Origin of the sequence: Rhodoferax bucti (assembly GCF_005876985.1) — a bacterium.
Lineage (GTDB): Bacteria > Pseudomonadota > Gammaproteobacteria > Burkholderiales > Burkholderiaceae_C > Allorhodoferax > Allorhodoferax bucti.
Window position 1 is genome coordinate 236495 of record NZ_VAHD01000002.1, and the last position, 23931, is coordinate 260425.

General features: G+C 60.6%; 28 protein-coding genes, 1 tRNA gene and 1 pseudogene. 16 read left to right on the forward strand and 14 right to left on the reverse strand.

Annotated features, from left to right (window positions below):
- Positions 1-151: 151 nt before the first annotated feature.
- The 6 genes from FDM28_RS07630 (at position 152) to FDM28_RS07655 (ending at position 3594) form a co-directional block, all read left to right on the forward strand.
- Entirely contained in the window at positions 152-1108 is a 957-nt protein-coding gene (locus FDM28_RS07630; RefSeq protein ID WP_170211657.1) for an SHOCT domain-containing protein, read from the forward strand.
- Between the two features lie 10 nt (positions 1109-1118).
- Positions 1119-1427, forward strand: a complete 309-nt coding sequence (locus tag FDM28_RS07635) for a hypothetical protein (protein ID WP_138514569.1) — start codon at positions 1119-1121, stop codon at positions 1425-1427.
- A gap of 15 nt (positions 1428-1442) precedes the next feature.
- Positions 1443-2003, forward strand: coding sequence for a hypothetical protein (locus FDM28_RS07640; RefSeq protein WP_138514570.1), 561 nt, complete (start codon positions 1443-1445; stop codon positions 2001-2003).
- A 337-nt stretch (positions 2004-2340) separates the two neighbouring features.
- Positions 2341-2754, forward strand: a complete 414-nt coding sequence (locus FDM28_RS07645) for a type II toxin-antitoxin system RelE/ParE family toxin (RefSeq protein ID WP_138514571.1) — start codon at positions 2341-2343, stop codon at positions 2752-2754.
- Positions 2741-3172, forward strand: a complete 432-nt coding sequence (locus FDM28_RS07650; RefSeq protein WP_138514572.1) for a helix-turn-helix domain-containing protein — start codon at positions 2741-2743, stop codon at positions 3170-3172. Before FDM28_RS07645 ends, FDM28_RS07650 begins: the two co-directional genes overlap by 14 nt.
- On the forward strand, positions 3169-3594 hold the full coding sequence (locus FDM28_RS07655; RefSeq protein WP_138514573.1) for a hypothetical protein: 426 nt from the start codon (positions 3169-3171) through the stop codon (positions 3592-3594). Before FDM28_RS07650 ends, FDM28_RS07655 begins: the two co-directional genes overlap by 4 nt.
- Before the next feature lie 121 nt (positions 3595-3715).
- Here the strand turns inward: FDM28_RS07655 and FDM28_RS18110 are convergent, their stop codons facing one another.
- From FDM28_RS18110 to ureA, 11 genes and pseudogenes are all read right to left on the reverse strand, one after another.
- Entirely contained in the window at positions 3716-4012 is a 297-nt protein-coding gene (locus FDM28_RS18110; RefSeq protein WP_138514574.1) for a helix-turn-helix transcriptional regulator, read from the reverse strand.
- Between the two features lie 101 nt (positions 4013-4113).
- Positions 4114-4959 (reverse strand): hypothetical protein, encoded by an 846-nt coding sequence (locus tag FDM28_RS07665; protein WP_138514575.1) that lies wholly within the window; start codon positions 4957-4959, stop codon positions 4114-4116.
- A 176-nt stretch (positions 4960-5135) separates the two neighbouring features.
- Positions 5136-5225, reverse strand: a tRNA-Ser gene (locus FDM28_RS07670).
- Positions 5226-5238: 13 nt separating this feature from the next.
- Positions 5239-5898: an urease accessory protein UreG gene (ureG, locus tag FDM28_RS07675; RefSeq protein ID WP_138514576.1), complete on the reverse strand. Its 660-nt coding sequence runs from the start codon at positions 5896-5898 to the stop codon at positions 5239-5241.
- 47 nt (positions 5899-5945) lie between these two features.
- Positions 5946-6614 (reverse strand): annotated as a pseudogene (locus tag FDM28_RS07680) (urease accessory protein UreF); the annotation flags it as partial.
- 21 nt (positions 6615-6635) lie between these two features.
- Positions 6636-7304 (reverse strand): urease accessory protein UreE, encoded by a 669-nt coding sequence (gene ureE / locus FDM28_RS07685; RefSeq protein ID WP_138514578.1) that lies wholly within the window; start codon positions 7302-7304, stop codon positions 6636-6638.
- A gap of 57 nt (positions 7305-7361) precedes the next feature.
- Positions 7362-7820 carry a GNAT family N-acetyltransferase gene (locus FDM28_RS07690; RefSeq protein WP_138514579.1) on the reverse strand — a complete coding sequence of 153 codons (459 nt, stop codon included), beginning with the start codon at positions 7818-7820 and terminating at the stop codon, positions 7362-7364.
- Positions 7821-7838: 18 nt separating this feature from the next.
- Positions 7839-9557 carry an urease subunit alpha gene (gene ureC, locus FDM28_RS07695; protein WP_138514580.1) on the reverse strand — a complete coding sequence of 573 codons (1719 nt, stop codon included), beginning with the start codon at positions 9555-9557 and terminating at the stop codon, positions 7839-7841.
- A 1-nt stretch (position 9558) separates the two neighbouring features.
- Positions 9559-9888, reverse strand: a complete 330-nt coding sequence (locus tag FDM28_RS07700; RefSeq protein ID WP_138514581.1) for an urease subunit beta — start codon at positions 9886-9888, stop codon at positions 9559-9561.
- 11 nt (positions 9889-9899) lie between these two features.
- Positions 9900-10502 (reverse strand): HupE/UreJ family protein, encoded by a 603-nt coding sequence (locus tag FDM28_RS07705; RefSeq protein WP_138514582.1) that lies wholly within the window; start codon positions 10500-10502, stop codon positions 9900-9902.
- Between the two features lie 22 nt (positions 10503-10524).
- Positions 10525-10827: an urease subunit gamma gene (gene ureA, locus FDM28_RS07710; protein ID WP_138514583.1), complete on the reverse strand. Its 303-nt coding sequence runs from the start codon at positions 10825-10827 to the stop codon at positions 10525-10527.
- A 99-nt stretch (positions 10828-10926) separates the two neighbouring features.
- Here ureA and FDM28_RS07715 point away from each other — a divergent pair, with 99 nt between their 5' ends.
- The 9 genes from FDM28_RS07715 to FDM28_RS07755 all read left to right on the forward strand — a co-directional run bounded on the left by FDM28_RS07715 (position 10927) and on the right by FDM28_RS07755 (position 20847).
- Positions 10927-14553: a hybrid sensor histidine kinase/response regulator gene (locus FDM28_RS07715; RefSeq protein WP_138514584.1), complete on the forward strand. Its 3627-nt coding sequence runs from the start codon at positions 10927-10929 to the stop codon at positions 14551-14553.
- Positions 14540-15532: a response regulator transcription factor gene (locus FDM28_RS07720; RefSeq protein ID WP_138514585.1), complete on the forward strand. Its 993-nt coding sequence runs from the start codon at positions 14540-14542 to the stop codon at positions 15530-15532. The genes FDM28_RS07715 and FDM28_RS07720 overlap by 14 nt, the downstream gene beginning before the upstream one ends.
- Before the next feature lie 118 nt (positions 15533-15650).
- A complete protein-coding gene (locus tag FDM28_RS07725; protein ID WP_138514586.1) occupies positions 15651-16985 on the forward strand; it encodes a ferredoxin reductase family protein in 1335 nt (444 codons plus the stop codon).
- Between the two features lie 18 nt (positions 16986-17003).
- A complete protein-coding gene (locus FDM28_RS07730) occupies positions 17004-17267 on the forward strand; it encodes a VF530 family protein (protein WP_138514587.1) in 264 nt (87 codons plus the stop codon).
- 128 nt (positions 17268-17395) lie between these two features.
- Positions 17396-17974 (forward strand): cytochrome b, encoded by a 579-nt coding sequence (locus FDM28_RS07735; protein WP_138514588.1) that lies wholly within the window; start codon positions 17396-17398, stop codon positions 17972-17974.
- A gap of 36 nt (positions 17975-18010) precedes the next feature.
- Entirely contained in the window at positions 18011-18583 is a 573-nt protein-coding gene (locus FDM28_RS07740; RefSeq protein ID WP_138514589.1) for a YceI family protein, read from the forward strand.
- A 50-nt stretch (positions 18584-18633) separates the two neighbouring features.
- Positions 18634-19206 (forward strand): YceI family protein, encoded by a 573-nt coding sequence (locus tag FDM28_RS07745; protein WP_138514590.1) that lies wholly within the window; start codon positions 18634-18636, stop codon positions 19204-19206.
- Positions 19207-19355: 149 nt separating this feature from the next.
- Positions 19356-19997 carry an ABC transporter ATP-binding protein gene (locus FDM28_RS07750; RefSeq protein ID WP_240791943.1) on the forward strand — a complete coding sequence of 214 codons (642 nt, stop codon included), beginning with the start codon at positions 19356-19358 and terminating at the stop codon, positions 19995-19997.
- Positions 19998-20040: 43 nt separating this feature from the next.
- On the forward strand, positions 20041-20847 hold the full coding sequence (locus FDM28_RS07755) for a DODA-type extradiol aromatic ring-opening family dioxygenase (RefSeq protein ID WP_240791944.1): 807 nt from the start codon (positions 20041-20043) through the stop codon (positions 20845-20847).
- Positions 20848-20893: 46 nt separating this feature from the next.
- On the opposite strand, the gene FDM28_RS07760 is transcribed toward FDM28_RS07755, so the two are convergent.
- Both FDM28_RS07760 and FDM28_RS07765 read right to left on the reverse strand, forming a co-directional pair.
- Positions 20894-21313, reverse strand: a complete 420-nt coding sequence (locus FDM28_RS07760; RefSeq protein ID WP_138514591.1) for a hypothetical protein — start codon at positions 21311-21313, stop codon at positions 20894-20896.
- 131 nt (positions 21314-21444) lie between these two features.
- The gene (locus FDM28_RS07765) at positions 21445-22236 is read right to left on the reverse strand and encodes an SDR family NAD(P)-dependent oxidoreductase (protein WP_138514592.1); all 792 of its coding nucleotides are present in this window, start codon (positions 22234-22236) and stop codon (positions 21445-21447) included.
- 103 nt (positions 22237-22339) lie between these two features.
- Here FDM28_RS07765 and FDM28_RS07770 point away from each other — a divergent pair, with 103 nt between their 5' ends.
- Complete coding sequence (locus FDM28_RS07770; protein ID WP_138514593.1) at positions 22340-23275, forward strand: LysR family transcriptional regulator; 936 nt, start codon at positions 22340-22342, stop codon at positions 23273-23275.
- On the opposite strand, the gene FDM28_RS07775 is transcribed toward FDM28_RS07770, so the two are convergent.
- A complete protein-coding gene (locus FDM28_RS07775) occupies positions 23269-23928 on the reverse strand; it encodes a FecR domain-containing protein (protein ID WP_138514594.1) in 660 nt (219 codons plus the stop codon). The two genes, FDM28_RS07770 and FDM28_RS07775, sit on opposite strands and share 7 nt — an antisense overlap.
- Positions 23929-23931: the final 3 nt, after the last annotated feature.

Consider the following 23931-nt stretch of genomic DNA (forward strand, 5'->3'; position numbering starts at 1 on the left):
CATTGATTCCCAGTACCAAGGCCCGCCCCGCGCGGGCTTTTTTACGCAGCAGACGTGCGCGGTGCTAAGACGCTACCATTTTTCGGATAAATTCAGACCAGAGCCACAAACTGGCCACTCCGTCGTTGGCGTAAAAATTCACGGAGGACTCATGGTGGCTATCCCTACACGGGCGGTATTGGTATTTCTTTTTTCTCTTCTTGGCCTACTTCAAGGCGCACACTCGAGAGAACTCTTTGAAGGGGAGAAAGCTCCTACCTTCGCCCGAGGCCAGTACATCTACGCCGATGACCAAATCGGCGGTTATCAAATCTACAGCGGCAATGGCACGTGGCAGTTTGAAGACGCCAAGGTGTCTACTTCAGGCGGGAGTGCTGACAGCATCCCTCTTGGCGTCATTCGCATGACTGCTTGGGAAGCGGGAGAAATCGCGGCTACCCAAGTCATCGTTACAAACCTGCGCTCCAACAATGGGGCATATTGGTCTGGCGCCCCTTGTGATGGTGAAAGCCTTGCAAAGCGTGTCCGGGGACGTGGTCGGCTAGATGACTGCATGACCATCAAGGTGGATTCGACAACTGTCGGCTCCAAGCAAGAGACGTTTTTGGTGGTCCATACGGTGCAATCGCAAACTGGCGGCCGTTATTACATCGGGACCGTCGCATTCAATGTTTCGTACCTTGGCTTTCCAGGCACCGCCGCACCCGAGTGGAACAAGTACACAGTGCAATCCGATCCGGCTAAGGCAGCTTTGCTTGCCAAGCTGCAGTCATGGGCGGAGCTTTATCAAGATGCAGTTGCTGCCCAGATGGACTACCGCCGTGCGGCAGATACGTTCGCCGCTGTTCCGAAGTTGAAAGACCTGAAACCGGTATCAACCCCAGTAGCGAAACCTGCAGTAGTCGCTTCAAAGGGGGCGTCTTACGTGTTCTGCGAGAGTACCAAGTCGATGGTGCTTGAGGGCAGCGAATGCCCAGTACAGGCAGTTGAACCACCAAATAAGACCGTCGAGAAGCGACTGCAGGAGCTTAAGGAATTGCTCGGGAAGGGACTGATTGATAAGGAAGCCTATCAGCGTAAGCGTGACGAAATTTTGAAGTCGCTGTAGGAGTCGATCTATGCGCATTCTGGTGATCATGCTGGCTGCCGTCGTATTGGTAGCTTGTGGCGATAAGTACAAAGACGGTTATCAGGACGGTTACGCCCAGGGAAGTCACGATGCCGAAGTCAGGGTGCGCGCAGACTACGAGCAGCAGCTCTCCCGCATACAGGGCGAACTCTCCAGCAAATCGAGTTCGAGCTATTCAGCTTCAACGCAATCCGAGGTTTGTGGTGGTTCGGGTGTGAACTTCAACGGTAAACATTACAGCGGTGGCAAAACGGGTTGTGTCCGGGTGTTGAGCGATGGCCGCGTTGAACGGTATTGAGGGGAGTTGTACGAAGTGAACGAATTGGATGCCACTTGTGTGGACCAAATGGCCCTTTACATCCAGAACCATCCAGTTTTGGAAAAAGTAGATTTCTCTGTGAGGGGGGCGTACTTATCTACTCCGCCCAAATACATTCCCAACCGATCCGTAGCTGGTTACAAGGCTCTGCAGTGCTGGTTTAACGTTGACGCATCGGTAAATGCTGGTCTTGGGACGGCCGTGTATGGCTGGGCGATTTGGCCTGGTGAGTGCAATGATGGGGCTACTTATTACCTAGCCCAGCATCATGCAGTACTGCTCGAAGAATCTGGCGAGCTTGTGGATGTGACACCTCAAGATAGCACCTATAGCGGGAAAATACTGTTCATGGCTGACGATCGAGTGCCGTTTTCAATAATCAAGTTGAAACAGCCGCCGATGCTGTGTTTCTTAAAGACGGGGAAAGCATGGTCAGTTGGCGATGCTTGGGATCCAGATAGGTTTAGTTGGCTGGACTCAGAACAGTCTCGACTTCCCAATCCACGCCATGGTGGGTTTGACAATTTCGGCTGGCTATCGATGGGCCCCTCGTGAGTAAATTCATGCTTCTGGCCCTACTACTATCCACAAGCGCCCACGCCGAGTACCACCAGAAGCAAGGCAGCTCTGAGGGCGTTTATCAAGGAACGAGCCTGTCCGAGTACGGGGCTGCACAAGTTTCCTTGCCCTGGCTGGGTCGTGGATCATGTGAAGGCTTTGGCCTGTGGTGGCGAGGACTCTCTCGAGAACATGCAATGGCAGATGATTGCAGAGGGGACGGCGAAGGACAAGTGGGAACGCAAGGAGTGTGGAAAGTGAACGAAGTGACACTAAAAAGCGGGTCATTTAGATGTTCTGTATCATTGACAACCTTAACTCATAGGTTAACATCTTGAAAATCAAGATTTTGGCAGAAGATGCCTATCAAGTTGTTGGCGTTATGGACGGCGATTTATGCCCCGCCGAAAATTTCCTTCTACATGGTGACGCGAGTACGGCAGCCGCGCGGGGGAGCCTGCTGGAAATGATCGGATATGTCGCAGAACATGGACTTCATGGAGCGCCAAGCGCCTGGTTTCACGAGGCCAACAAAGCGGAAAAGATATATGAGTTTATAAAAGGACCACTGCGACTTTTCTTTTTCAAAGGAGAGGGGAACCAGGTGGCAATTTGCACGACGGGTGTGCGCAAAAGTGGGCAAAAGGCAGACAAATCTTCTGTTTCAAGAGCCGCGAAACTTAGAACCACTTATTTTGAAGCTCGAGCTAACAATACATGCGAGGTAATTGACGATGAAGCTGAGTAAAGCACTCAAATCATTTGTGACTGAGTCCAAGAAAAGCGACTCATACTGGGTAGAAGCTGCGAAGCTTGAATTCGCTGTGGGTCTCGACAAGCAACGGAAATCCGTCAATATGACTTACGCGGCAATTGCTGAAAAAATAGGTACGAGCGCCGCCTACATCACCAAGATTTTTCGTGGTGACTCCAATATGACAATCGAGAGCATGGTCAAGCTCGCAAGGGCCACAGGCGGTCATTTAGATGTACGCGTCGTGCCTGCGGAGGCGGCATCTGTACGCTGGGATAAGGCTTCCTTGGTAAGGGTGCAGAAGGGTGGTTTTGTTGCACCAATGTCAACGCCAAACACAGTTGTATCTCTCGCTGATTACGTTGCTGCAGCAAATAATGACAGCTATAAACAATACCGAGTTGCAGCATGAGTGGTAACGCACCGCACCCAATACAGCTAGAGCAGCTTTTCTTTGTAAAAAGCAGGGTGGAGGCAATCCCAAATCATGTTCCCACAGATAGCAAGATCTCGTCACCTCCACGCAATGAAATCAGTCTCAGCGAGGTTCCTGAAGATAAGGGCCTATTTAGTTTTACGATGAAGACGACCGTGAATCAAGAGCTTGATAAAGCTTCGCCATATTTCGTTGAAATGGAATGCATTGCGCTTTTGCGCGTAGATGACACACTCTCCGGCGATGAGGCTAAGCGCGGCTTGACGATCACTGGTCACAGTGTTGCCTATGGCGCAATTCGTGAAGCCGTTGCCTGGCTTACAGGAAGGCAAGCCTATGGAGCTCTAATGCTGGGCCTGTCTGTTTTGACACCTGCTCCCGCCCCTAAAACCCCATAACGCTTTCCAACTCCCAAGCTCCACCAGGAGCCTTAGCCCTCCTAGAGAGGGCTTTTTTACGCCTGTCTAAACGTTTGCACACCACACAGCCTTTTCCAGAGGACTTTTCGAAAACAAGGCACTACTGCGGACTGCTTTTTGACCTGCGCTTGGAGTCTGGGTTTGCATTCAGCCATGCTTTAACGTCCTCGATGCGCCAAGCAGTGATACGTGGCGAGAGCTTTATCGGAGCAGGGAACTCTCCGGATTTGACACGCCGCCAAAGTGTGGCGGGGGAATACGGGACTAGATGGGGGATCAGCAGTTTTTGTCGAATATAGCCCCGCTCCGGCAGTGCTTCCAAAATCCTCTTTCGAGAGTCAATGACGATTTCTTGTCCACATGCGGGGCAGGCTGGGTGCAATTGCGTTGATGACATTAGCGGGTCCTAGGTCAAGTTGAGAAGACCCGAATGTGCTTTCACTGCGCTGATTGCGCACCCCCTCTACTCAGTAGAGGTAAGCTTGTACTGAGTAGAGGTCAATTGGCACGATTGGCGATCTTGTCTTCCCAATCTTTGCGTTTCAGCAACCAACGGTATGCTGTTTGATAAGGTACAAATTTTCCCGGTGAAATCTCAACGTTGTTCGAAATTGCCTCTGCAGCAGTTGGTTGAGACTCGAACTTTCCTTTGTCCGCTAGAGCAAAAGCAGCTAGGCGAACAGAATCCATCTTTTGATGGCGCACCGTCACTGCAGAAGTGCCCTTTTTGGATCGATTGGCCGCTTCATTCCGGCTACGCATCTCCTCGAGTTCTGTGATGTGTCGAGCTCGTAATTTGATTTGTACGGCGTGAGCAACAGCTGCCTGTGCCTCCATTGCCAATGCAGCGGTCGCACTTAACGCATCCACAGGTTTTCTATTGATTGGCGCACGTTCCATACCATCGGAACGAAAAGATGCGTCGAAAGCATCGATAAGCTTCCAGATGGCTAGAACAGCCAAAAGTTGCCATTCAGTTGCTGCGAAGTTGAGTCGAGAGTCCGCTTGGAAATCCCTCGGGCGATAGAAGGCCAAGAACAGATTCAGGTCTTCAAAGTTTTTTCGGATGTTCTCCGACGAACTAATGCTCTCCGCGCTTGTCCACCCGGGCAGAACTCTGGACCAAATCCAATGTGACTTATCTGGCGGAAAGTTGTAAGGCTGCGAATACTCCCTCAAAGCCAGCTCGAGTTCCTCAGCAATTTGTATCAGCGTTTCTGAGTCAAGTCCGTGCAAAAGATCACGTGCGTCCTTGAGGAGTACCGCTGGCCAAGTCGCAATTGGCATCGAAGGCCTGAAGGCCCAAGGGTCGTGTCGGGTGAACTGATCGGAATAGCTGGCCATGAGACACGCTTTCTTGAAAAGCGGGGAGGCGAGGCTCCGTGTCTCAGTTCTGTCGACTGCGTGCCGTTGGCAATTTCAGTGTTTCAGATCGAATCAGTAGGACTCACAGCGTATGGTCCATAAATAGGTACATATCGTGTGAGATAGCCCTGAAACCCGCATGAATACTGGGTGTTTGGCGGAAGCTGTGAGATTCGAACTCACGGAGGGGATAAACCCTCGCCGGTTTTCAAGACCGGTGCCTTAAACCGCTCGGCCAAGCTTCCAGAGCTGCGTATTCTAGCCGGCCTTGAGCATGCCTTTGGTTTCGATGAAGTGGATCACCTCTTGCAGGCCGGTCAGGTCTTTGAGGTTGGTCATGGCAAAGGGCTTCATGCCCTTGGGGGTGTTGCGCATGCGCTCGGTGTCCGCGCGCATCACTTCCAGTTTGGCGCCCACGTGGGGAGCCAGGTCGGTTTTGTTGATGACGAACAAATCACTCTTGGTGATGCCGGGGCCGCCTTTGCGGGGAATCTTCTCACCGGCAGCCACGTCGATCACGTAGATGGTCAGGTCGCTCAGCTCGGGGCTGAAGGTGGCGGCCAGGTTATCGCCACCGCTCTCCACAAACACGATGTCGGCATCGGGGAAGTCCACCAGCATGCGGTCAATGGCCTCCAAGTTGATGGAGCAGTCTTCGCGGATGGCGGTGTGCGGGCAGCCGCCGGTTTCCACGCCCATGATGCGCTCGGCGGGCAGGGCGCCGCTCACGGTGAGCAGGCGCTGGTCTTCCTTGGTGTAGATGTCGTTGGTGATGGCGACCAAATCGTACTGGTCGCGCATGGCCTTGCACAGCATTTCCAGCAAGGTGGTTTTGCCGGAGCCCACGGGGCCGCCTATGCCCACGCGCAGCGGGGGAAGGGTCTTGGTGCGGTTGGCGATGTGGTGAAGTGCGGACATGGTGTTTACTATCAAAAAGTGAGCTGCTTGCGCAAGTTCAACGGGCGCTAGGAGCGGAAAAGCCTTGAATATTGCACCTCATGCTGGCTGCTCAGAATGGCCAGCATGGGGCTGAAGGCTTGGCGGGTGTCGTCGCTCACACTCAGCGCGTAATCGACGGCGAAAGGAATCTCGGCGGTCAGCGCCGACAGGATGCGCTGCCCGGCACTTTGGCCCAGTGGCACGGCCTTGATGGCAGCCTGCATCATGTTCTCGGCCCAGCCGAAGGCAAAGGCCAACAGGCACTCGCGGACCGGGGCACCTGTGCTGCTTGCGGCCAGCGCGAATGCAATCGGGTAGGTCGGTGACTGCGCGGCAAGCAGGGCGATTTGTGCGGGCGTGGCCGTGGTGTGGTTCTTCAACCATTCCAGCAGGCTCTTGCCCATTTGCTCGGTTTGCGCACGCAACTCGGCACTTTCGCGGGTCTGCAGCACCCAGGCATTGAGCTCGGCGATGCGGGGCTGGTCGTCTGCGCGCCAAGCGGCAATGGCCTGGGCCACCGCCGGCAGCTCGGAGCGGGCCAGCGTCATGTGCAGTTGGTCGACCAGCCAGACGGACGCTTCACTTTCTGTAGCGGCTCGCGCAGACTCCACGGCCGCTTCCAGGCATTCGGAGTAGGAAAATCCGCCAATCGGCAAGGCCGGGGAGGCCAGCCACATGAGCTGCATCAGGCTGCTGTCGAGCATGGCTGAATGGGTTTACTGGTCGCCGTGATGGTGGTCATGACCATGGTCGTGACCGTGCTTGCAGTCTGGGCCATGCACATGCGGTTTGGCTTGCACCGCGACCGGGATTCCGCGCAAAGTAGCCGCAGGCTTGAGCGCGTGGTCATGGTTGTGGCCGGCGTGGGAATGCCCGTGGTCATGTCCATGGTCGCGATCGTGTCCGTGGTGATGACCTCCGTGGTGTCCACCGGTGGCGTAAGCGCCGTTTTCTGGCTCAAACGCTTCGTCCACCGCGTTCACGATCAGGTGCATGGCACGCAGCATGTCGGCCAGCACGTGATCGGGCTCAATCTTCAGGTGGTCGGGCTGCAGCTCAATGGGCACATGCCGGTTGCCCAAATGGTAGGCCGCGCGGATCAGGTCGAACGGTGTGCCATGGTTGCTGCAGTGGGTGATCTTCAGCACCGCTTGCGGCGCGGCTTGGGCGACGATGAGAGAGCCGTCTTCGGCCACCAGCACATCGCCACCGCGCACCACAGTGCCACGGGGCAGAAACACGCCGATCTGGCGGCCCTGGCTGTCGGTGGCGTCAAAACGACTTTTCTGGCGCACGTCCCAATCCAACTCGACGGTGGCAGCGCGCTTGACGAGGACCGGTGCCAGACCTTGGCCTTGGGGGATGCGTTTGGAGACTTGGAGCATATGAATTCAGGTGTACTGGTGGATGGCCGCATTGTGGCGCAGGGGCACCTGCGCCTCTCAGGTGAGGGCCTTGGTCATGAACCGGCTCCAGGGGTCTAGCTGGTAGTCGGCAAACGGGCCGCACTCTACAAATCCTTCGCTTTCATAGAGTCTGTGGGCCGGGAAGAACGGGGCGTTGGTACCGGTTTCCAGGCTGATGTGCTGCATGCCTCTTGCCCGCGCCTCTGCCTCCATATGCCGCAGCAGGGCGCGCGCAACCCCTTTGCGTTCATGGCCCGCGGCGGTGCGCATGGACTTGAGCTCTGCGTGGGTGGCGCTGTGCGTTTTGAGCGCGCCACAGCCCATCAGGGCATCCCCGTCCCATGCCGTCCAGAAGGTGATGGACGGGTCTCTCAAAGCTTCCAGATCGAGGGCGTGCACGCTCTCGGGTGGCGAGTGCTGGTGCATCGCATCCAGGTGCACTTGCAGCAGGGCGGCAATGGCCGCCCCCTGCAGGTCATCGATGCGAATGTCCATGGCGTGCGTGATACGGCTTTAGAACAAAAAGTAGCGCTGCGCCATGGGCAGCTTGACTGCCGGCTCACACGTCAGCAGTTGGCCGTCGGCGCGCACGCTGTAGGTTTGCGCGTCGATCTCCATGGTGGGCAAGTAGCTGTTGTGCACCATGTGCTGCTTGCGTATGCCGCGGATGTTTTTCACCGCCGCGACGTTCTTCGCAAGGCCGAAGCGTTCCTTGATGCCTGCGTTCAAACCTGCCTGCGACACAAAGGTCAGCGAACCGCGGTGCAGCGCGCCACCGAAGCTGCCGAACATGGGGCGGTAGTGCACCGGCTGCGGGGTTGGGATGGACGCATTCGGGTCGCCCATGGCGGCGTGGGCAATGAATCCGCCCTTCAAGACCAGCGCGGGTTTGACGCCAAAGAAGGCGGGTTTGTAGATCACCAGGTCGGCCCACTTGCCGACTTCGATGCTGCCGACTTCGTGGCTGATGCCGTGGGCGATGGCCGGGTTGATCGTGTACTTGGCCACGAATCGCTTGGCGCGGAAGTTGTCGTTCCGTGAGGAGTCCTCTGGCAGCGAGCCGCGCTGCGACTTCATCTTGTCCGCCGTCTGCCAAGTGCGGATGATGACTTCGCCCACACGGCCCATGGCCTGGCTGTCGCTGCTCATCATGGAAATCGCGCCCATGTCGTGCAGGATGTCCTCGGCCGCAATGGTTTCCTTGCGGATACGGCTCTCGGCAAAGGCCAGGTCTTCGGCAATGCCTGCGTCCAGGTGGTGGCACACCATCAGCATGTCCACATGCTCGTCCAGCGTGTTGACGGTGTAGGGCATGGTGGGGTTGGTGGAGCTGGGCAAAAAGTTCGCCTGACCCACGACCTTCAAGATGTCCGGCGCATGTCCGCCGCCTGCGCCCTCGGTGTGGAAGGCGCACAGGCTGCGACCCTTGGTCGCTTCTATGGTGTTCTCCACAAACCCCGATTCATTGAGCGTGTCGGAGTGGATGGCGACTTGTGTGTCGGTGTTGTCGGCCACGTCCAGGCAGTTGCTGATGGCTGCGGGCGTGGTGCCCCAGTCTTCGTGCAGCTTGAGGCCGATCACGCCGGCGTTGATTTGCTCGTGCAGCGCAGCAGGCAGCGAGGCATTACCCTTTCCCAAAAAGCCCAGGTTCATGGGGAAGGCGTCGGCCGCTTGCAGCATGCGCTCGATGTTCCATGGGCCTGGCGTGCAGGTGGTTGCAAAAGTACCGGTAGCAGGGCCGGTGCCGCCGCCCAGCATGGTGGTCACGCCGCTGGAGAGTGCCTCTTCAATCTGCTGCGGGCAGATGAAGTGGATGTGGCTGTCGATGCCGCCTGCGGTGACGATGTTGCCCTCGCAACTGATGATCTCAGTGCCCGGCCCGATGACGATGTTCACGCCCGGCTGCGTGTCGGGGTTGCCGGCTTTGCCGATGGCCACAATGCGTCCGCCCTTGAGGCCAATGTCGGCTTTGACGATGCCCCAGTGATCGAGGATGAGGGCGTTGGTCAGCACGCAGTCCACGGCACCTTCCGCTCTGGTGCGCTGGCTTTGGGCCATGCCGTCGCGAATGGTTTTGCCACCGCCGAATTTCACCTCTTCGCCGTAGCTTCCGGCGGCCAGGGTGTAGTCTTTTTCGACCTCAATGATCAGGCCGGTATCTGCCAGGCGCACACGGTCGCCGGTGGTGGGGCCGAAGATTTCCGCGTAGGCGCGGCGTCCAATCGTTGCCATATCAAAGTTTCCCCTCGACGCTTGTGTCGACTGGTCCATTCACGAGGCCGCGAAAGCCGTAAATCATTCTGTCGCCGGCAATCTCCACCAGCTCCACGGTGCGTTGCTGGCCAGGTTCGAAGCGCACGGCCGAGCCGGATGCGATGTTCAGGCGCATGCCTTGGGCTACCGCGCGGTCAAAGCCGAGCGCGCCATTGGTTTCTGCAAAGTGGTAGTGGGAACCGACCTGGATAGGCCGGTCCGACTGGTTCTGCACCACCACCGTCACGGTGCGGCGGCCCGTGTTGAGCAGGTGCTCGCCGTCGTCAAGAAGGAGTTCGCCGGGGGTCATGGTGCCGTCCTTCACGCCAATTGCATCAACAGGGCCACGCCCGAAGCAGCCACTGCCGCACCGGTGGCGCGGGTTGCCCACACGGGGGAGACGCGCAGGGTCCAGCCCAGTGCTACGCCTGTCAGGTGCAGCGCGATGGTGGTGGCAAACATGCCGGCCACGGCCGCAACCGCGTCACCGGTAGCTGCCAACTCCGCACCGTGGGCCAGTCCGTGGAACACAGCAAATCCACCCACCAACACCATGGACGCAGCGGCGTTCATGCCTTGGCGTGTGAGCACCAGCAGGCCTAGTGCCAGCACGGAGGCGGCCACCATGGGCTCCACCGCCGCACCGCCCAGCCCCTGCAGGCCCAGCAATGCGCCCAGCACCAGCATGTTGGCGAAGGCGAGCGGTCCCCACAGCAGGGCAGGCCCGGCACGGCGGGCAGACACTGCGCTCCAGACACCCACGGCCAGCATGGCCAGCAAGTGGTCCATGCCACCGAGCGGGTGCAGCAGGCCGATCATGAAACTGCTATGGCTGTGTACATCTGAGCCAATATGGGCGCTAGCGCCCGTGGATAGTGCGCCAGCAGCTATGAAAAGAAGAGCGGATTTCAGGGTTTTGGACATGACGTTCTCCGGAAAGAGGTGTTCAGACGATGGGCTGATGGACAGTCACCAGTTTTGTGCCGTCGGGGAAGGTGGCTTCGACCTGGATGTCCGGAATCATTTCGGCGATGCCGTCCATCACGTCGTCGCGGGTCAGCACGGTGCGGCCTTCGCTCATGAGCTGGGCCACGGTTTTGCCGTCGCGTGCGCCTTCCATCACGGCGCAGCTGATCAGGGCCACGGCCTCCGGGTAATTGAGTTTGAGGCCACGGGCTTTGCGGCGCTCTGCCAGCAATCCGGCAGTGAACAGCATGAGCTTGTCTTTTTCGCGAGGGGTGAGTTCCATATGCTTCTATTCCAGGGGCAGGCCGGGGGCGTTGCAAGACTCTAAGCAAAGCCCGTGCCCTGTTGTGGTGCCATACGCCAAAGGGCGCAGGCTGGTGGCATGGAATCTGCACCCGCTAGGCCCGTGTCTACCGATTTCCTGCCCCCTCCGCCCCCGGTTGCGCCTGCGCAGCGGGTGGTGAAAATCCGCCGTGACTACAACAACTGGGTCGCCAGCGAGACCATGGAGGACTACGCCCTGCGCTTCACACCCCAGCGTTTTCGCAAGTGGTCGTCGTTCCGGGTGGCAAACACAGCGTTCGGTGCGGCGTCCTTTTTGATCCTGGAAGCCGTGGGCGCCACGCTGCTGGTGCAGTACGGCTTTGTGAACGCTTTCTGGGCCATTCTGATCACCGGGCTGGTGATTTTTCTGGCGGGGCTGCCCATCAGTGTTTACGCCGCCCGCTATGGGGTGGATATGGATTTGCTCACCCGCGGGGCGGGCTTCGGCTACATCGGCTCCACCATCACCTCGCTGATCTACGCCTCGTTCACTTTCATCTTCTTTGCGCTGGAGGCGGCCGTCATGGCCTACGCCTTGGAGCTGGCGCTGGATATCCCGCCTACTTGGGGGTATCTGATTTGTGCGGTAGTCGTTATTCCCTTGGTGACCCACGGGGTTTCCACCATCAGCCGCTTGCAAATCTGGACGCAGCCGCTCTGGCTGGTGATGCTGGTGGTGCCCTTTGGCTTCGTTTTGGTGCGTGATCCGCAAGCGTTTGCCGGCATCACGCACTACGCTGGGGAGAAAGGGGCGTCTGGTGTCTTTAATCTGCACTTGTTTGGTGCTGCGTTGACGGTGGGTATCGCCCTGATCACCCAAATGGGCGAGCAGGCCGACTACCTGCGTTTCATGCCCCAGCGCACTGCGGCCAACCGCTTGCGTTGGTGGGCCGGCGTGCTGGTGGGGGGGCCGGGTTGGGTGTTCCTGGGCGTGGTCAAGATGCTGGGGGGCGCCTACCTGGCGTATCTGGCGATCCAGCACAGCGTGCCTACCGACCGCGCGGTGGACCCGAACCAGATGTACCTGGCGGCGTATGAGTACGTGTTCCCCACACTGGGTTGGGCGGTGGCCGCAACCGCGTTGTTTGTGGTGGTGTCGCAGCTCAAGATCAATGTGACCAATGCCTATGCGGGCTCGCTGGCGTGGAGCAACTTTTTTTCGCGCCTGACGCACAGCCACCCCGGCCGGGTGGTGTGGGTGCTGTTCAACAGCGTGATTGCTTTCATGCTGATGGAGATGAATGTGTTCCAGGCGCTGGGCGATGTGCTCAGCCTGTATTCCAACATCGCCATCGCGTGGATCATGGCGGTGGTGGCCGATCTGGTGATCAACAAGCCGCTGGGCTTGTCGCCCAAGGGCATTGAGTTCAAGCGCGCGCATTTGTACGACATCAACCCGGTGGGCGTGGGGGCCATGGCCATGGCCTCGGTCTTGTCGGTGGCGGCGTACCTGGGGTTTTTTGGCGACATGGCCAAGGCGTTTTCGGCAGTCATTGCGCTGGTTACATCGCTGCTTACCTCTCCGCTCATTGCGTGGGTAACGAAAGGCCGGTACTACATCGCGCGAGAGAGTGGAGGGAGTTTGGGCGGCGATGCGTTTTGCTCCGTGTCCCCCGCCTGCTGCGCAGGCTCCTCCTTGACCTGCGCAAAACCCATAGCCACCCAAACTTCAGCGTTTGACGTGACACCCAAAGTGCAGCGCTGCGTTATCTGCGAGCGTGACTACGAGGGCCCGGACATGGCGCACTGCCCGGCTTACCAAGGCGCTATTTGCTCGCTGTGCTGCACGCTGGATGCCCGCTGTGGCGACATGTGCAAGCCGCATGCGAACCTGGCCACCCAGTGGTCCGGCGCCTTGCGCTGGTTGTTGCCCAAAAAAGTATGGCCGTTTCTGGATACGGGGCTGGGCCACTTTCTGCTGTTGATGCTGGTCATCCTGCCGCTGCTGGCCACCGTATTCGCCATGTTTTACACGCAGGAGCTGGGCACCTTGGCGGCGTTGACTGAGCAGCGCTCTGCGGTGGAGGCCGCGCTGCGCTCGGGCTTTAGCAAGACGTTTGCGGCGCTGCTGCTCATGTCTGGCATCGTGGCCTGGTGGCTGGTGCTGGCGCACAAGAGCCGGCAGGTGGCGCAGGAGGAGTCCAACCGCCAGAGCCATTTGCTGCTCCGCGAGATCGAGTCCCACCGCCAGACGGACGCGGCCTTGCAAGAAGCCAAGCGCGTGGCCGAGCAGGCGCGGCAAGCCGCCGAAGCCGCCAACCAGGCCAAGAGCCGCTACATCAGCGCCATCAGCCATGAGCTGCGCACGCCGCTCAACAGCATCCTGGGCTATGCCCAGCTCATGGGCGAGGACGCGGCCATTCCGCCCCACCGCAAGCAGGCGGTGAGCGTGATCAAGCGGGGCGGAGAGCATTTGCTGTCGCTGATTGAGGGCACGCTGGACATGGCCCACATCGAGAGCGGCAAGCTCACGCTCAATGTGAAGCCCATGCAGTTTGCCAATGGCATGGCCGAGTTGGCCGGCATGTTTGAGTTGCAGGCCGCCGCCAAGGGGCTGCAGTTCCAGTTTGAAGTGCAGGGCCATGTGCCGGAGTGGGTGCGGGCCGATGAAAAGCGCCTGCGCCAGATTTGTATCAACCTGTTGGGCAACGCCATCAAATTCACGGCGGCCGGTAGTGTGCGCTTGGTGCTGCGCTATGCGAGGGAGATGGCGCACATCGAGATCCACGACACCGGCCCCGGGATGCCGGCGCAGGAGCTGGACCGAATTTTTGAGCCCTTTACCCGAGGGTCCATTGCGGCGTCGGGGGCTGCAGTGGCCTCCGGTGGCTCGGGACTGGGCCTGACGATTGCCAAGATGCTCACCGACCTCATGGGCGGCGAGTTGTCGGCCACCAGTGTGCTGGGGCAGGGCTCGGTGTTCAAGGTGCGCTTGTTTTTGCCGGACCTGCACATGCCGCCTGCAGACACGCGGCACATGCCGGGCCACAGCAAGCCCCGGCTGGCTTATGCCGGTGCGCGCCGCAAGGTGCTGGTGGTGGACAACGAGGAGGCCGACCGCGAGCTGCTGGTCAACCTGCTGGCGCCCCTGGGTTTTGAGGTGCGCACGGCGGCCAGCGGCCACGATGGCCTGGACCTGTTGGCCGCCGGTTTGCGGCCCGATGTGGTGCTGCTCGACCTGGCCATGCCTGGCATCGACGGCTGGGAAACGCTGCGCCGTATCCGCAGCAACGCCGCCTTGGGCGGCCGCCAGCCGCACGTGGCCATCGTGTCAGCAAATGCCTTTGACCGGGGGCTGGACAACGGGCTGGGCTTGCCGCCGGAAGACTTCATCGTCAAGCCCGTGCGCCACAGTGAGTTGCTGGACTGGCTGGAGCGCCGCTTGGAGCTGGTGTGGGTGGACAAAAACGAGACTGCGCCGCCGGTTGCACCAGCGCCCCTTGCCGTTGCGCCTGCGGCAGCAGGGGCACTGCCCGCTAGTGCCTGCCGCGCTTTGCTGGAGGTGGCCCGCCTGGGCTACTACCGGGGGGTGCTGAACCAGCTGCAGAACCTGCAGGTGGAGCACCCCGAGTGCGCGGCCTTCATTGCGCAGCAAGAGGCACTGGCCCGCCAGTACCAGTTTGAAACCATGGCCGAACAACTGCAGAAAGTGCTCGATGCAAGCCCCGCTGATGAACCCCGTTGACCTGAGTGATGCCGCCCGGCTGGACGGCACGCTGGACCGCGCCAATAGTGACGTGGTGCTCATCGTGGACGACGTGCCTGACAACCTGTCGGTGCTCCATGACGCACTGGACGAGTCCGGCTACACGGTGCTGATCGCCACCTCGGGCGAAGCCGCATTGATGCGGGCCATGCAGGCCTTGCCCGATGTGATCTTGCTGGACGCGATGATGCCCGGCATGGATGGTTTTGAAGTCGCGCGTCGCCTCAAGGCCGCACCGCAAACCACGCACATTCCCATCATTTTCATGACGGGCCTGACCGAAACCGAATACCTGGTGGCAGCACTGGAGAGCGGTGGGGTGGACTATGTGACCAAGCCCATCAAACCCAAAGAGGTGTTGGCCCGCATGGGGGTGCACCTGGCCGGCGCGCGGGAGCGGCGCCAGACCCGCAATGCGTTGGATGCCTTCGGCTACGCGACCATCACCGTGCGCGCCGCCGACGGCTGCCTGATGTGGCAAACCCCGCTGGCGCGGGACCTGCTGGAGCGTTACTGCGGCACCCAGGCGCCCACCACGCCACCCGAGGTGCTGGGCTGGTTGCAGGCCTGCCTGCAGACCGTGGCTCGGGGCGATGAGCCCGCCAAGCTGAGCCTGGAGCGCGGCCCCAAGCGCCTCACCTTCCGGCTGCACCAACAGATCGGCGATAGCGATGCCGGTGGCGACTGGTTGATCGTGATGCGCGAGGTGTCCGACACCGCCGTCATCGAGGCCATGAGCCTGTCCTTCAAGCTCACCGCCAAAGAGGCCGAGGTGCTGTACTGGGTGGTCAAGGGCAAGACCAACAAAGACATCGGTGACATTCTGGGCAGCAGCCCCATGACGGTGAAGAAGCACTTGGAGCGCGTGTTTGTGAAGCTGGGCGTGGAGACGCGCACGGCCGCAGCCGGCATGGCCATGAGCCGCATCCGGCAGCTGCACCCCCAGTTTGAAGGGTAGGGGATTGGGCGTTTGTTGATGTAGCACAACCCTGTTTGCCGGGGTGTCACCCGCCGTTTGCCTCTGCTTTACGTGGGCTTTGTAAAGTGGTCTGGTTCAAATAACCAAGGACCAAGGGATGCAAAAAATCAAATCTGTGCTGTGGGGTTTGCTGCTAGGGCTGACCGCGTGGTGGCTGTGGGCCGACCCGCTGCTGAGCACGCCCCCCGGCTTTTTTGCGGTGCGCAATTCGCTGGTGAACTACACCGGTTTGCTGGGCATGGCGATGATGAGTGTGGGCATGGTGCTGGCGGTGCGGCCGGTGTGGTTTGAGCCCTACCTGGGCGGCTTGGACAAGATGTACCGCCTGCACAAATGGCTGGGTATCGGCGGCCTGGTGGTGTCCATCTTGCACTGGTTGTGCTCCAACTCACCCAAGTGGCTGATCGGCTCCGGGCTCATGGCGCCACCGGCCGGCGGACGCCCGCCTCGGGTGGAGCAAACGGTGGAAGTCTTCAAGCTCCTTCAGAGCTGGCGCGGTCTGGCCGAAGGCGTGGGCGAGTGGGCGTTTTACGCCACGGTGCTGATGATTGCCTTGGCCCTCATCAAGCGCTTTCCCTACAAGTGGTTCTTCCAAACCCACCGGGTGTTGGCGGTGACGTACTTGGTGCTGGTGTTCCACGCCGTGGTGTTGATGAACTTCAGTTACTGGGCGCAGGGCCTGGCGCCGTTCATGACCGCACTCATGCTGGCGGGGGCGGTCTCTGCGGTGGTGGTGCTGTTCCGGAAAGTGGGCGAGCACCGCAAGGTGGTGGGGGTGATCGAGGCAGTGGAGCGTTTTGATGAATTGCAAGTGCTGTATGTGGCGCTGCGTCTGGACGGGCGCTGGCCCGGTCACCAAGCGGGGCAGTTTGCCTTTGTGAACTTCGATGCCAAAGAGGGGGCACACCCCTTCACCATCAGCTCCGCGTGGCAGGGGGATGGGCACATCACCTTTCTCATCAAAGAGCTGGGCGACTACACCCGCACCTTGCCGGACTACCTGACAGTGGGGCACGCCGCAGAGATCGAAGGCCCCTACGGCCAGTTCACGTTTCAGAGCCCCAAGCGGCGCCAGATTTGGGTGGGGGCGGGCATCGGCATCACGCCGTTTGTGGCCCGTATGAAAACATTGGCCGCGTCCCCGGACGGCAAGCAGATTGACCTCTTTCACTCCACCGCCGTGTTGGACCCGCGCGCCATTGACAAGATGGAAGACGACGCGGCTGCTGCAGGCGTGCGCCTGCATGTGCTGCACGATGCCCGCGATGGTCGGCTGGACGCTGCCGGCCTGTGCGCCACCGTGCCGGACTGGCGCGAGGCCGATGTGTGGTTCTGCGGCCCGCCTGCATTTGGCCGCGCCTTGAAGGCAGCGCTGGTGGCGCAGGGCTTGCCGGCGGCAGACTTTCACCAGGAGCTGTTTGAGATGCGGTGAGGCTGCGACAATCAGCGCATGAGCACCGATGCATCTCCACCCGCCCCGCCCAAGCAAGCCAACAACCCCTTGCATGGCAAGACCCTGGAAGCCATCGTGACCGAGTTGGCGGATTACTACGGGTGGGATGGACTGGGCGAGCGCATCCCGGTGCGCTGCTTTACCTTTGAGCCCAGCGTGGGCTCCAGCCTCAAGTTTTTGCGCAAAACCCCCTGGGCGCGGGACAAGGTAGAGGGGCTGTACCTCTTTATGCTGCGCGAAATGCGCCGTTCAGGGCGCTAAGCCACACCGCTTGTCGCATTTGCCGAGGTTCAGCATACGGACCCGGGAACTTGATCATTCATATTTTTTGAATCAAGTCATCAATTAGATTCAAAAATCAGAAACATTTGCCCCCTAGACTTCGGGGCATGGCAAGCAAGCACACCTCCTCTTTTGACGCCGGCACCAAGCGCTACAGCCTCACGGCTATCGTGTTGCACTGGGTATTGGGTTTGGCACTGATCGGTATTTTTGCGGTCGGCGTGTACATGGCAGACCTGCCGTTTTCGCCCACCCGCCTCAAGCTGTACAACTGGCACAAGTGGGCCGGCATCACCATCCTGGCGCTGTCTGCGTTGCGCCTGCTGTGGCGCTTGACGCACCGTCCGCCCGAGCTGCCCGGCAAGATTGCTGCGGCCATGCCCGCCTGGCAAACCTGGGCCCACCACGGCACCCACCACGCGCTGTATGCCTTGTTTTTCTTGGTGCCGCTGATCGGCTGGGCGTACAGCTCCGCCGCAGGCTTCCCCATCGTGGTGTTCGGCGTGCTGCCTTTGCCTGACTTTGTGCCCGCCGACAAGGCACTGGCCGAAATGATCAAGCCTTTTCATGAACTTAGTGCGTTTGCCTTGATCGGACTGGCCGGTCTGCACATTGCCGCTGCACTCAAGCACCAGTGGATAGACCGCGATGGCCTGATCAACCGCATGGTGCCCGGCCGCGACTGAACTCCCTTTTGGCCCGATTTTTTGATTGGATTTGACATGTTGGTTTCCCGCGTAATTCTGTCCACTGCCATGGCGGCGTCTGCATTCATGGGCGCGTCCGCCTTTGCCCAGCAAAAGCTGGTGCCCGCCCAAAGCGAAATCGTGTTTGTGAGCAAGCAGATGGGCGTGCCGGTGGAAGGCCGCTTCAAGAAGTTTGATGCGCAAATTGCGTTCGACCCCGCCAAGCCCGACACCAGCAAGATTGCTTTCACCGTAGACATCGCCAGCGCCACGTTGGGTGTGCCCGAAACGGACGCCGAGCTGCCCCGCCCGAACTGGTTCAACACCGCCAAGTTCCCGCAAGCGACCTTCCAGTCCACCGCCGTTAAAGGCCTGGGTGGTGGCAAGTTTGAAGTGAGCGGCAAGCTCGCCATCAAAGGTAACAGCCGCGATGTGGTGGTGCCTGTGGCCCTGGCCCAGAGCGGTGCCACGACCACCGTGACCGGTACCTTCCCGCTCAAGCGTTTGGCCTTCAAGATCGGCGAGAACGAGTGGGCCGACACCTCCATGGTCGCTGACGATGTGCAAGTCAAGTTCAAGCTCGCGCTGACCGGCGTGGGCAAGTTGTAAGTTTCCCCCGAGTTTTTCTTTTTTAACCAACCCGTAAATCAGGAGTTTTCATGCGTACTTCCCTCATCGCCGCCGCTTTGGCACTGTCCGCTTTCGCCGGTGCTGCCAGCGCCCAATCCGCGACTTACGCGATTGACTCTTCCCACACTTTCTCCAGCTTTTCGTACAACCACTTTGGTTTGTCCAATCAGCAAAGCCGTTTCAACACCACCACCGGTACCGTGTCTTTCGACAAGGCTGGTAAGACCGGTGCTGTGGACGTCGTGATCGACATGAAGACTGTGGAAACCGGTTTCCCCGCATTCAACGGCCACATCCAGGGCGAAGACCACTTGGACACTGCCAAGTTCCCCACTGCCACTTTCAAGTCCACCAAAGTGGTGTTTGAAGGCGACAAGCCCGCTGCGGTTGAAGGTAACCTGACCATCAAGGGCATCACCAAGCCCGTGACGCTGAAGTTGACCAACTTCGTCTCCACCACCCACCCGATGAACAAGAAAGACGTCATCGGCGCCAATGCCACCACCACCATCAAGCGCACTGAATTCAACGCCGGTAAATTCGCACCGTACGTGGGCGACGACGTGACCATCACCATCGCTCTGGAAGCCATCAAGCAGTAATTGCGATTGCGGCGCGGCGCTTACCGCCGCCCCCGGAAGGCCGGCCGCAAGGCTGGCCTTTTTTTATGAAAAATTGGGCTCTAGCGCTCGAATAGCTTGCGCAAGCAGCTATTGTTTTTATAGCGTTTTGTTCTGGAGCTTGTGATCCCATGCCGGCTGAAACCCTGCCAAACTCTTCTGTGCTCATGGCCCGTGGCCTGCGTTGCAGCGCAGGCCCCCACACCTTGTGGGGCCCGATGGACGTGCAGTTGCAGCCGGGCGTGACGCTGGTCACCGGTGGGGAAGGGCGCGGCAAGAGCAGCCTGTTGCGCATGCTGGCCGGCGATTTGCAGGTGCCCGGTAGCAGTGTGCAGCTCGCGGGCGTCAGCCTGCAAAGCCAGCCCGCCGTGTACCGCCACCATGCCTTTTGGATCGACCCGCGCACCAGCGCCTGGGACCAGACGGCTGCAGAGCAGTTTTTGCAGCAAAGCAGCCGCCAGTGGCAGCAGTGGAATGCCGCTTTATGTGCCGAGCTGGTGATCGCACTGGGGCTGGAGGAGCACCTGCCCAAGCCCATGTACATGCTCTCCACCGGCTCCAAGCGCAAGGTGTGGATCACCGCCGCCTGCGCCAGCGGGGCAGCGCTCACCTGCCTGGATGAGCCCTTTGCCGCGCTGGACCGCGCTTCCATCCGCACCATCACCGAGTTGCTGCAAGACGCCGCTGCGCACAGCCCGCGCGCCTGGGTGGTGGCGGACTACCAGGCCCCGGCCGGTGTGTCGCTGGCCGCCACGATCCACCTGGGCGACTGAGCCCTACCGAACAACGCCTTTTTGAAAAGAAACGGATACCCCTATGACCTCCCGCATGCCTACCTACTTTGCGTCCCACGGCGGTGGCCCCTGGCCCTGGATGGACGACATGCGCAGCATGCTCGCCACCCTGGAGCAAAGCCTAGTGGATATGCCGCGCCAGATCGGCCGCACGCCCAAAGCCATCCTGATGGTGACTGCGCATTGGGAAGAGCGCGCCTTCACCCTGGGCACCCACCCCACGCCCGGCATGGTGTACGACTATGGCGGCTTTCCGGCCCACACCTACTCGGTGGTCTACCCCGCACCCGGCGCGCCCGCGCTGGCCGATCGGGTGCAGGGCTTGCTGCAAAACGCGGGCTTGCCGGTGGCGCTCGACCCCCAGCGCGGCTACGACCACGGCACCTTTGTGCCACTGGCAGTGATGTACCCCGAGGCGCAAGTGCCAGTATTGCAAATGTCCCTGCGTGCGGGGCTGGACCCGGCCGAGCACATCGCCTTGGGTCGGGCACTGGCTCCCTTGCGGGATGAGGACGTGCTGATCGTGGGCAGCGGCCTGAGCTACCACAACCTGCGCAATTTCGGGCCCGGCGGCCGTGCGCCCTCCAAGGCGTTTGACGTGTGGCTGCAGGACGCCATGGCGGCCGCCCCGGATGTGCGCGTGCGTGCGCTGCTGGACTGGGCTGCTGCGCCATCTGCCCGCATAGCCCACCCCCGCGAGGAGCATTTGCTGCCCCTGATGGTGGCGGTCGGCGCGGCGTATGACGATGCCGCCACCTGCGTGTACCACGATGAAAATGTGTTTGGCGGCGTGACGGCGTCGAGCTTTCGCTTCGACGCGCCGGCCTGACCCACCTGCACCAGAGGCTGGGCGGTTACCGGTGCCGGGCCCCGGTTCAGGGGCTGGTGGTGGGTTCGCGGCGGATGCTGGTGGCGGGCCTGCGCCCCAGGCCGGCCTTGCGCACGGGCTTACTGGGTGCGGGGGTGAGCACGGGCGGCAGGTTCACCATCTCATCCAGCAGGTCCAAGGCGTGGCCGCAAACGCGAGCGGCCTGCTCCAGCTGGCGATTGCGGGTTTCCAGTGCGGGAATATCGTCTGTGCGGCCGAGCAGCAGCATGCCGATTTTTCGCTCGTTGTTGAAGATGATGTGCTTGGCATTCGACATGCGGTCTTTGATGCGCTTGCGGCACGCGCCCAGCCAGTCCTGATCCTGGTCGACCAACTCCCCCAGGGTGGTGGCAATCAGGGTCCGTGCCGCGCGGCGCAGGGCGACATCTTCGGGGGGGAGGGTGGGCGGTATGGATGCGAATGTCATGCTGTTTTTCCCCTTTTTGGGGCTCCCTTATCGATTTATGGGTGAACGATAACGGTTTTTGCAGCCAAATGGGGGTCACATTGTTCTCGCCTGAACAATGCGCCCCAAGAAATCCGCCGTTCTGTGATCTTTTACAGAAACATGCCGCCCGAGGCTTCAATGCGTTGGCCGTTCACCCAGCGGTTGGCAGGGGTGAGCAGCGAGGCCACGACGCCACCGATGTCGTCCGGCACGCCGGCGCGGCCCAGCGCGGTGTTGGCAGACACAAAGGCGTTGAGCTGGGCGTTGTCGCGCACCAGGCCGCCGCCGAAGTCGGTCTCAATCGCGCCCGGGGCCACCACATTCACCGCAATGCCGCGCGGCCCCAGCTCCTTGGCCATGTAGCGGGTCAGGGTCTCGACGCCGCCTTTGAGCGCGCCGTACACCGCATAGCCGGGCAGGGCAAAGCGTGCCAGACCGCTGGAGATGTTGATGATGCGCCCGCCATCGTTCATCAGCGGCAGCAGTGCTTGCGAGAGGAAAAACACGCCCTTGAGATGGATGTTGCACAGCGCGTCAAACTGCGCTTCGGTGGTTTCCATCAGGCTGGCGTGAATGCCTACGCCCGCGTTGTTGACCAGAAAGTCGAAGCGCTCCCGCTGCCAGGTCTGCGCCAGGGTGTGGCGCACGGTATCGGCAAAGGCCGTAAAGCTGCCCACATGGCCGGTGTCCAGCTGCAGTGCATGGGCTTGGCGGCCCAGCGCGCGGATTTCTTGCACCACCGCTTCGGCCTCGTCGGCACGGCTGCGGTAGGTGAGGATGACGTCCATGCCCTGGCGGGCGATGTGCAAGGCCGCGTTTTTACCCAGGCCCCGGCTGCCGCCGGTGATCAGGGCAATAGGGGTAGGAGTGGTAGCGTTGGTGGGGGTGGTCGTGGTGTGCATGGGGTGCTTTTCCGTAAGGGGTTGAGAAGAGCTGCAGTCTATTGATGGGCTAAAAAGGGATAAATAGCCATTTTTGGATTTGATTGTTTGCTATAAAAAAACAATGAGCACCTTGGAATCGATGCAAGTCTTCGCGCGGGTGGCCGAACTCGCCAGCTTCACCCAGGCCGCAGAAGCCTTGGGGCAAACCAAAGCCAGCGTGTCGGTGGCCGTCCAGCAACTGGAAACCCGCTTGGGCGCGCGCCTGTTACACCGCACCACCCGCAAGGTCACCCTCACACAGGATGGGCAGCTGTTCTACGAGCGCTGCAAAGATTTGCTGGCCGATGCGGATGAACTGCAAACCATGTTTCAACCCGCCTCGGGGCCGGCACTGCGCGGCCGCGTGCGGGTGGACATGTCCACCGGCATGGCGCGCCATGCGGTCATTCCCTGCCTGCCCGAGTTGCTGGCCCGCCACCCCCTGCTGGAGCTGGAAATCAGCAGCACCGAGCGGCGGGTGGATTTGGTGCGCGAGGGTTTTGATTGCGTATTGCGTGGCGGGCCGCTGGGGGAGGGCGGCCTGGTGGCCCGCCCTGTGGGGCAGATGGCCATGTGCAACTGCGCCAGCCCGGCCTACCTGGCGCGCCAGGGGTTGCCTCGCACGCCTGCGGATTTGGCGGCTCACCAGCTGGTGCACTACGCCCATACCCTGGGGGCTCGGCCCGACGGCTTTGAGTACCTGCACGAGGGGGAGTTGCAAACCGTGCCCATGGCGGGTGCCATCACGGTGAACAACGCCGAGGCTTATGCGGCCGCCTGTGCGGCAGGACTGGGCATCATCCAGGTGCCGCGGGTGGGCGTGCTGGACGGCTTGCACAGCGGGGCGCTCGTGGAGATATTGCCGGAGTACCAGGCGCCTGCCATGCCGCTCACGCTGGTGTACGCCCACCGGCGCAATCTGTCGGCGCGGGTGCGGGTGGTGATGGACTGGTTGGCCGCCGTCGCGGCCGATCACCTCGCTACCGGCGCGGAGCCGTTGGTGGCGCGCGCTCAGTAGGAGTTCGATTCGCCTGCGCGCCGTTGCATGAACGGCGGTTGGCGGCCCACGGCCTCTTCGAGCAGGATCAGCTCCAGATCGCGATGGTTTTTCACCGGGGCTTTTTCCAGCAGGGGTTTGCCGGTGTCGTTGCCGATGTAGAGCGGGGCGTCGTGGTACATCGTGGTCAGGGTGCGGGCTTGCGAGGCATCGGCCAGGGGCTGGATGTCGGCAGTGCCGTAGCACAGGCAGAAATACAGCGGCTGTGCCTCCAGCGCCTCCATGTAGCAGGCGGTGCCGCGTATGCCGATGGTGGCGGCCGGGGTTTCTATCCGCTTGGCGCCGGGGCCGAACACCGCCAGTACTTTGCCGGTGATGAGGCGCAGCACGCCCACTGCGCCGTCTTGCATGAATTGCACCGTGCTGTCGTCGCGCATCAGGTAGGCGTTGTTGCCCATCACGTAGATCACTTCGCTGCCGGCGCCGGTGGCAATCGTGTCCCCTTGCAGCACGGCCTGGTCCACGCGGGCGGGCGCGCCGTTGAGGCGCACATCACCTTTGACGCGTCGTATGCCGTGCAACAGCGGCATTTGGCCCATGGCCAGGGCGTCGGTGAACGCAGCCAAGCTGCTCAGGCCTGCGGTTTGCGAGAGAAATCGGCGTCTAGTGCTCATGGG